At 59.1% G+C, this 7,050-nt stretch carries 7 protein-coding genes; 4 read left to right on the top strand and 3 right to left on the bottom strand.

The window, feature by feature from the left end:
• Positions 1 to 163 precede the first annotated feature (163 nt).
• Positions 164 to 796: a hypothetical protein gene (locus tag R6W86_RS10300; RefSeq protein ID WP_410329265.1), complete on the bottom strand. Its 633-nt coding sequence runs from the start codon at positions 794 to 796 to the stop codon at positions 164 to 166.
• Positions 796 to 1,074 carry a peptidylprolyl isomerase gene (locus R6W86_RS10295; protein ID WP_008939100.1) on the bottom strand — a complete coding sequence of 93 codons (279 nt, stop codon included), beginning with the start codon at positions 1,072 to 1,074 and terminating at the stop codon, positions 796 to 798. The genes R6W86_RS10300 and R6W86_RS10295 overlap by 1 nt, the downstream gene beginning before the upstream one ends.
• A 183-nt stretch (positions 1,075 to 1,257) precedes the next feature.
• On the opposite strand from R6W86_RS10295, the gene R6W86_RS10290 reads away from it, so the two are divergent.
• The 4 genes from R6W86_RS10290 (at position 1,258) to R6W86_RS10275 (ending at position 5,517) form a co-directional block, all read left to right on the top strand.
• Complete coding sequence (locus tag R6W86_RS10290; protein ID WP_410329264.1) at positions 1,258 to 2,844, top strand: ABC-F family ATPase; 1,587 nt, start codon at positions 1,258 to 1,260, stop codon at positions 2,842 to 2,844.
• Positions 2,845 to 3,020: 176 nt separating this feature from the next.
• Positions 3,021 to 3,584 (top strand): DUF1415 domain-containing protein, encoded by a 564-nt coding sequence (locus tag R6W86_RS10285; RefSeq protein WP_410329263.1) that lies wholly within the window; start codon positions 3,021 to 3,023, stop codon positions 3,582 to 3,584.
• Positions 3,585 to 3,866: 282 nt separating this feature from the next.
• Positions 3,867 to 4,598, top strand: coding sequence for a spermidine synthase (locus R6W86_RS10280; RefSeq protein ID WP_410329262.1), 732 nt, complete (start codon positions 3,867 to 3,869; stop codon positions 4,596 to 4,598).
• Positions 4,599 to 4,614: 16 nt separating this feature from the next.
• Positions 4,615 to 5,517, top strand: a complete 903-nt coding sequence (locus R6W86_RS10275) for an NAD-dependent protein deacetylase (RefSeq protein ID WP_410329261.1) — start codon at positions 4,615 to 4,617, stop codon at positions 5,515 to 5,517.
• Positions 5,518 to 5,573: 56 nt separating this feature from the next.
• On the opposite strand, the gene R6W86_RS10270 is transcribed toward R6W86_RS10275, so the two are convergent.
• Positions 5,574 to 6,986 carry a sodium-dependent transporter gene (locus R6W86_RS10270; protein ID WP_410329260.1) on the bottom strand — a complete coding sequence of 471 codons (1,413 nt, stop codon included), beginning with the start codon at positions 6,984 to 6,986 and terminating at the stop codon, positions 5,574 to 5,576.
• Positions 6,987 to 7,050: the final 64 nt, after the last annotated feature.

Here is a 7,050-nt window from a genome sequence, read left to right as displayed (position 1 = left end):
TGAAATTCTGGAAACCCTTTCCAAAGAAAGTATGGCGGCTGTAATCTCCAAACTTCTTACATCATCTTAATATATGCCTGACAACCAAAAAATTGCCATTGTAATTCTGAACTGGAACGGCGAAAAACTATTTCCTGAATTTCTGCCTTCAGTCATTCGAAATTCAGCTGAACCGGAAATAAAAATTTATGTTGCCGACAACTTTCAGGCTTTGGGGGTGGTTTGCGGTGTATCGATCGGATGGAATCGGGTTGCCACTCCAGAATGGAGCGGGGCTCCCGTTCCGGAAATCGTACAGTAGTGGAAGCTGATGGTTGACCTGCCACTGCCGGACGGCGACGGCGCTGGTGGTGCCCAGTTCGAACAGCAGTAACATTGCAGTGACGACCGGGAGAAGCCAGGAAAGCGCATCCACACCTGTGTTGCGGGAAAGTACCGGCCGCCAGGCGAGTACCAGCCAGATTCCCAGCAGGTTTCGCAGAATGTCCTGCCAGTCGGCCTGCCGGTCCGTGCCGGATTGCAGCAACTCGATCAGGATGCCCAGTAAAAGGACCAGACTGGTCGTGGCGAGCCAGAGACGCCAGCCTGTCAGCCATTGCCAGGGCTTTAGCGCGAAGGTCAGAAGGGCAAAGAGGCCAATATGGCCCAGGTTCCAGACGGACCGGTGAAAAGGGCCTGACGCCCAGTCCGGACCGCCGATAAACAGCAGCGGTGCCACTCCGGCAGCGCCCAGAAAGGCCAGCAGTCGCATTCGCTGGCCCTTAAGAGCGCACACCGGCATGGACGCGGAACCCATCAGCTGCGGCTGGTGACTTCCAGCAAGTGGTAACCGAACTGGGTCTTGATCGGACCGATCACAGTATTCAGTTCGCTGTTGAATACCGCCTTGTCGAACTCCGGTACCATCTGGCCCGGGCCGAAAGAACCCAGGTCACCGCCGTTGCGGCCGGAGGGGCAGGAGGAGTGCTGCTTTGCCACTTCGGCAAAATCCTGGCCGCCTTCGATGGCCTTCTTCAATTCTTCACATTTTGCTTCGCTGTCCACCAGAATGTGGCGTGCGGTTGCTTGTGCCATGATCAGTTTCCTGTGTCCGGATTAATGGGTACGTCAGAACGGGAATGCTGCCCGCACAGCCCGCCGGAGGCAAGCGCTTTTTATCCGTGTTTCTGCGGCCTCACAGTCCTGGCGGCAAACCTGTACAATGCCGGGTTTCTCTTTGCCGGCGCCCTGCCGGCCCCACATCGACAGGTTTCTTTCTTGATCTCCACCGCCAATATCACCATGCAGTTCGGGGCAAAGCCCCTGTTTGAAAATGTTTCCGCCAAATTCGGCAACGGCAACCGCTACGGTCTGATCGGCGCCAATGGCTGCGGTAAGTCCACCCTGATGAAAATCCTGGGTGGCGATCTTGAGCCCTCGGCCGGCCAGGTCATGCTCGAGCCCAACATCCGGCTCGGCAAACTTCGCCAGGACCAGTTTGCCTACGAAGATTGCACGGTGATGGACACCGTGATCATGGGTCACGAGGAGTTGTGGAACGTCAAGAAAGAACGTGACCGCATATACTCCCTGGCGGAGATGAGCGAGGAAGACGGCATGGCCGTGGCGGATCTGGAAGTCCGGTTCGCGGAAATGGACGGCTACACCGCCGAATCCCGTGGCGGCGAACTGCTGCTGGGCCTGGACATCCCGCTGGAGCAGCACAACGGCCCCATGAGCGCCCTTGCACCGGGCTGGAAGCTACGAGTGCTGCTGGCCCAGGCGCTGTTTTCCGACCCGGATGTTCTGTTGCTGGACGAGCCCACCAACCACCTGGACATCAACACCATCCGCTGGCTGGAAAACATCCTGGTGGCCCGCAACAGCACCATGATCATCATCTCCCACGACCGCCACTTCCTGAACAGCGTGTGCACCCACATGGCGGATCTGGACTACGGCGAACTGCGCCTGTTCCCGGGCAACTACGACGAATACATGACCGCCGCCACCCAGGCCCGCGAGCGCATGATGGCGGACAACGCGAAGAAAAAAGCGCAGATTGCCGAGCTGCAGCAGTTCGTCAGCCGTTTCTCCGCCAACGCCTCCAAGGCCAAGCAGGCCACCTCCCGCGCACGCCAGATCGACAAGATCCAGCTGGAAGAAGTGAAGCCTTCAAGCCGTGTCAGCCCGTTTATCCGTTTCGAACAGGGCAAGAAACTGCATCGCCAGGCGGTAACCCTGAAGAAGCTGACCAAGGGTTTCGATGAAAAGCCCTTGTTCGAAAACCTGGACCTGCAGATCGAGGCCGGCGAACGGGTCGCCATCATCGGCCCCAACGGTATTGGCAAGACCACGCTGCTGCAGTGCCTGGCCGGCGCCTACACACCGGACAGTGGCGACGTGAAGTGGACCGACAGCGCGGAAGTAGGCTACTTCGCCCAGGACCACACCGCGGACTTCGCCGAAGACGAAACCCTGACCGACTGGATGGCCCAGTGGACCAAGGGTGGCGAGCAACTGGTACGCGGCACTCTTGGGCGCATGCTGTTCTCTGGTGACGATATTGGCAAATCGGTGCGGGTGATTTCCGGTGGTGAGCAGGGGCGGATGCTGTTCGGCAAGCTGATCCTGCAGAAGCCCAATGTGATGCTGATGGATGAGCCCACGAACCACCTGGACATGGAGTCCATTGAGGCGCTGAACCTGGCGTTGGAGAACTATCCGGGTACACTGATTTTCGTTAGCCACGATCGGGAGTTTGTTTCTTCGTTGGCTACTCGGATTGTTGAGATGAAGCCTGATGGGGTTACCGATTTCAGTGGGACCTATGATGATTATCTTCGGAGTCAGGGGTATCTTTGAGTTTTGACCCTGGGAGTTTGCGGACGGGTGGGTAGGCCTGTCCAAAACCCGCTCCTTCGGCACGTCCATGTGACGCTTGAGCTCCGCCATCCATGGCTCCGCACAGTTTTGGACAGGCCTACCCACCCGTCCGCTCATAACTGTGAGTAGCCCTCTCTAGAAATTGGGAAAAACACGTGAACGAAACCGATATTATTAACGCCACCCGCAAATGGGTCGAAGACGTGGTCATGGGCTACAACTTATGCCCGTTCGCCAAACGGGAACTGGTCCGGAACCGGGTGCGGTTTGTGGTGTCGGAAGCCGAGACCGAAGACGATCTGTTGCACGCCCTGCATTCGGAACTCCAGCGCCTGGACGACGAGCTGGAGATCGAAACAACGTTGTTGATTCATCCGGCTGTATTGCAGGACTTCGGTCCCTACAATGAATTCCTGGACGCGGCCGACAGTCTGCTGGCTTACCTGGAAATGGAAGGCGTTTACCAAATTGCGAGCTTCCACCCGGATTACCAGTTCGAGGGCACCGAGCCGGATTCGGCGGAGAATTACACCAACCGTTCCCCGTTCCCGATGCTGCACCTGTTACGGGAAGCCAGTTTGGAAGCGGCGATTGACAGTTATCCGGATGTGGAAGGAATTCCCGACCGTAACATCGAGCTGATGGAAAAGCTGGGTGCAGAGAAGATGCGAGAGATCCTTGCGAGCTGCCTGAAGAACCCGTCCGGTTCAGGGGAGTAGAATCAGGAGCCGGTGGGCTGGGCTTTCCAAAACTGTGCGGAGCCATGGATGGCGGAGCTCAAGCGTCACAGGGGTGAGGCCGAGCGTTTATGAAGCGAAGCTTCATGCGACAGCCGAACGACTGCAATCTGTGATTGCAGGCCGGACCCCGCAGGGGTGCCGAAGGAGCGGGTTTTGGACGGCCCTGCCCACCGGCGACTCCACGGACTACCAGGCTGCAGACGGCAAACTTGGAAGCATCGGTTTAGCCGCAAACCAGATCAGACGAAAGAGCCAGAATCAATGGGACTGCTTTTCGAACAAATTGACAGCCAACCCTCCGTGATCGGTGAGATCACCCTCAGAAGGCGCCGCATCCCCGCGATCGGTGACCGCGACATCTACGAAGTGAAGCTGGGCGAGGAATTCCTCATGTCCAGCATGTTCGTGGACGCCGAAATAGCCCTCTCCGACCTGGGACTGAACGCAACAAAAGGCGACAACCTGAGTGTCGTGGTTGGCGGCCTTGGCCTTGGCTATACCGCCGTGGCCGCACTGAAACACGAACGGGTGAGCGAGCTGCTCGTGGTGGAATACCTCGAGCCGGTCATCCGCTGGCACCGGCAGGAACTCGTGCCCCTGGGCAAGGAACTGAACGCCGATCCACGGGCCCGGTATGTCCACGGCAGCTTCTTCGACCTCGCCGTAGCCGATCCCGAAACCGGCGGCTTTGATCCCGACGCCCCGGGCAAACAATTCGACGCCATCCTCCTGGACATCGACCACTCTCCCCGGGCATTACTCCACGATTCCAACGCCAGCTTCTACACCGTCGACAACATTGGCCTCATGGCCCGGCAGCTCAAACCTGGCGGCATCTTCGCCATGTGGTCGAACGAAGGTGAGGACGACGAATTCATGGCCGTGCTGCGGGACGGGTTCATCGATGTTGCCTGCCACGTCGTAAAGTTCTACAACCCATTCCAGAACCGGGAATCATTCAACACCGTTTACGTCGCCCGGATACCGGGCTGACAGAGCCGGAGTTTCCATGCCAGTGACCACCCATCGCACACGCCCCTTCAGTGCCAGCCAGCGCCTGCCGGACGCTGACCGGCCGCTGGCAAACCATGATCCCGACGAGGCCGGCGAGCAGCTGGCGGCATTCATTCGCCGCCATCCGAGGCTCATGATCCTGACCGGTGCCGGGGTAAGTACGGACTCCGGCATTCCGGATTACCGGGACGGCGATGGCGCCTGGAAGCGCAAGCAACCGGTGCAGCACCAGGATTTCATGGAAAACGTCCATACCCGCCAGCGTTATTGGGGTCGGAGTCTCATCGGCTGGCCGGTCATGCGCAATGCCATCCCCAATCCCTCCCATTTCCATATCGCCGACCTGGAGCTGCTCAATCACAGCAGTCTGGTGGTGACCCAGAACGTGGATCGTCTGCACCAGAAAGCCGGCACCCGCGCCGTTCTTGATCTGCATGGTCGGGCCGATGAAGTCCTGTGCATGACTTGCGGTTATCGCTGCCCGCGGGATGAAGTGCATGACCGGTGTGCTGATCTCAACCCCGGCTTCGCGCAATTTACCGCCACCACCGCGCCGGATGGGGATGCTGATCTGGAGGTGGATTTCTCGGATTTTCATCCGGCGGATTGTCCGAAGTGTGGTGGTATCCTCAAACCGGACGTGGTGTTCTTCGGGGATTTTGTGCCGAAACAGCGGGTCAGCTCAGCCCTGGACATGCTCAAGGCCAGCGATGGCCTGCTGGTGATCGGCTCCTCGCTGATGGTGTATTCCGGTTTCCGGTTCTGTCGTTACGGGAGGGAATGGGGTAAGCCCATGGCGACGCTCAATCTGGGTCGTACCCGGGCCGAGGAGCTGGTGGACCTGAAACTGAACGCTCGCATCGGGGAAACCCTGGCTGCGGCACTCAGGCAACTCTGACGAAGTCGGGGTCAGATGAACGGCTTCACCTGACCCCTTTCTCATTTACTGCAGCATCAGATCAGGTTGTAGATAAACACCACAGCCACAGCCACCGGCGTAATGAACCGCAGAGTCACAAACCAAAGGCTGAATGCGGATGCCGACAGCGACAGTTCGTTCTCCATCGCTTGCTTCGACATCACCCAGCCGGCGAACAGGGCCACCAGCAGGCCGCCGAGGGGCAGCAGGATGTTGGCGGTGAAGAAATCCAGCAGGTCGAAGATGGTCTTGCCTTCCAGCATCGGAATGAAACTCAGTGGCGCCACGTCCGACCAAAGGTTCAGGGACAGGATCGAGGCAATACCCAGGGCCCAGCACACCACGCCGGCACCCAGAGTGCTCACGGTGCGGTTCAGGCCTTTCTGTTCTTCCAGCCACTCGACAATCGGCTCCAGCAGGGAGATCCCGGAGGTCCAGGCGGCGAAGATCAGCAGTACGAAAAACAGGGTGCCGAAAAAGCTGCCCATGGGCATCTGGCCGAAGGCCAGCGGCAGGGTCTGGAAGATCAGACCGGGGCCGGCACCAGGCTCGAGGCCGTTGGCGAACACGATCGGGAAGATGGCCAGGCCGGCCAGCAGCGCCACACCGGTATCGATGATGGATACCGTGATAGAGGTCTTGGCGATGGAGATATTCTTCGGCAGGTAGGAGCCGTAGGCCATCATGACCGCCATGCCGAGGCTCAGGGTGAAGAATGCGTGGCCAAGGGCTACCAGCACGCCGGAGGTGGTCAGTTTGGAAAAGTCCGGCTGGAACAGGAAGGTCACCGCCTTGCCAAAGGAGCCGGAGGTCATGGCATAACCCACCACGATCAACAGCAGGATGAACAGACCGGGCATCAGGATGCTGACTGCACGCTCAAGGCCGGAGCGAACGCCTCGGGCAACCACCACCATGACCAGCGCCATGAACACGGTATGCCACAACAGCAGCGTAAGCGGGTCACTCAGCAGGCCGGAAAAGATCGCGCCAATGGCATCCGCCGACTGGCCGGCAAGCTGGCCGCTGGCGGCGGTGCCGACATAGGAAACCGCCCAGCCGCCAATCACCGAGTAGAATGACAGGATCAGGAAGCCCGCCAGGACGCCGACCGCACCCACCAGTTTCCAGGCCGGATGGAGTTTGTCGCGCTCGGCAATCAGGCGCAGGCTGTTGACCGGACTGCGGCCGCCGCGCCGGCCGATCATGACCTCGGCCATCATGATGGGAATACCCACCACGGCAATACAGGCCAGGTACATGATCACGAAAGCGCCGCCGCCGTTCTCGCCAGTGATGTAGGGAAACTTCCAGATATTGCCCAGGCCTACGGCCGACCCGGTTGCCGCCAGGATGAAGGCGAGCCTCGATGACCAGAGCCCGCGCTTGGCGTTGGAACCCTCAACGGCCTCCGAGTAGGTGGCCGATCCTGATGAAGTGACAGACATGACTATCTCCTGTGGTACTTGTTTTTGTGTCAGGGCGAAAAAGGAGAGCCGCAGAAGCCTGCGG

Source organism: Marinobacter sp., from assembly GCF_046484525.1.
GTDB lineage: Bacteria > Pseudomonadota > Gammaproteobacteria > Pseudomonadales > Oleiphilaceae > Marinobacter.
The sequence above is the reverse complement of the archived record's forward strand: the minus strand, read 5'-3'. Positions and strand labels throughout refer to the sequence as shown.

What these genes read in the sequence shown, in the direction of transcription:
- R6W86_RS10300 (WP_410329265.1), bottom strand. Translation starts at nt 796, where the DNA reads ATGGGTTCCGCGTCCATGCCGGTGTGCGCTCTTAAGGGCCAGCGAATG.
- R6W86_RS10295 (WP_008939100.1), bottom strand. Translation starts at nt 1,074, where the DNA reads ATGGCACAAGCAACCGCACGCCACATTCTGGTGGACAGCGAAGCAAAA.
- R6W86_RS10280 (WP_410329262.1), top strand. Translation starts at nt 3,867, where the DNA reads ATGGGACTGCTTTTCGAACAAATTGACAGCCAACCCTCCGTGATCGGT.
- R6W86_RS10275 (WP_410329261.1), top strand. Translation starts at nt 4,615, where the DNA reads ATGCCAGTGACCACCCATCGCACACGCCCCTTCAGTGCCAGCCAGCGC.
- R6W86_RS10270 (WP_410329260.1), bottom strand. Translation starts at nt 6,986, where the DNA reads ATGTCTGTCACTTCATCAGGATCGGCCACCTACTCGGAGGCCGTTGAG.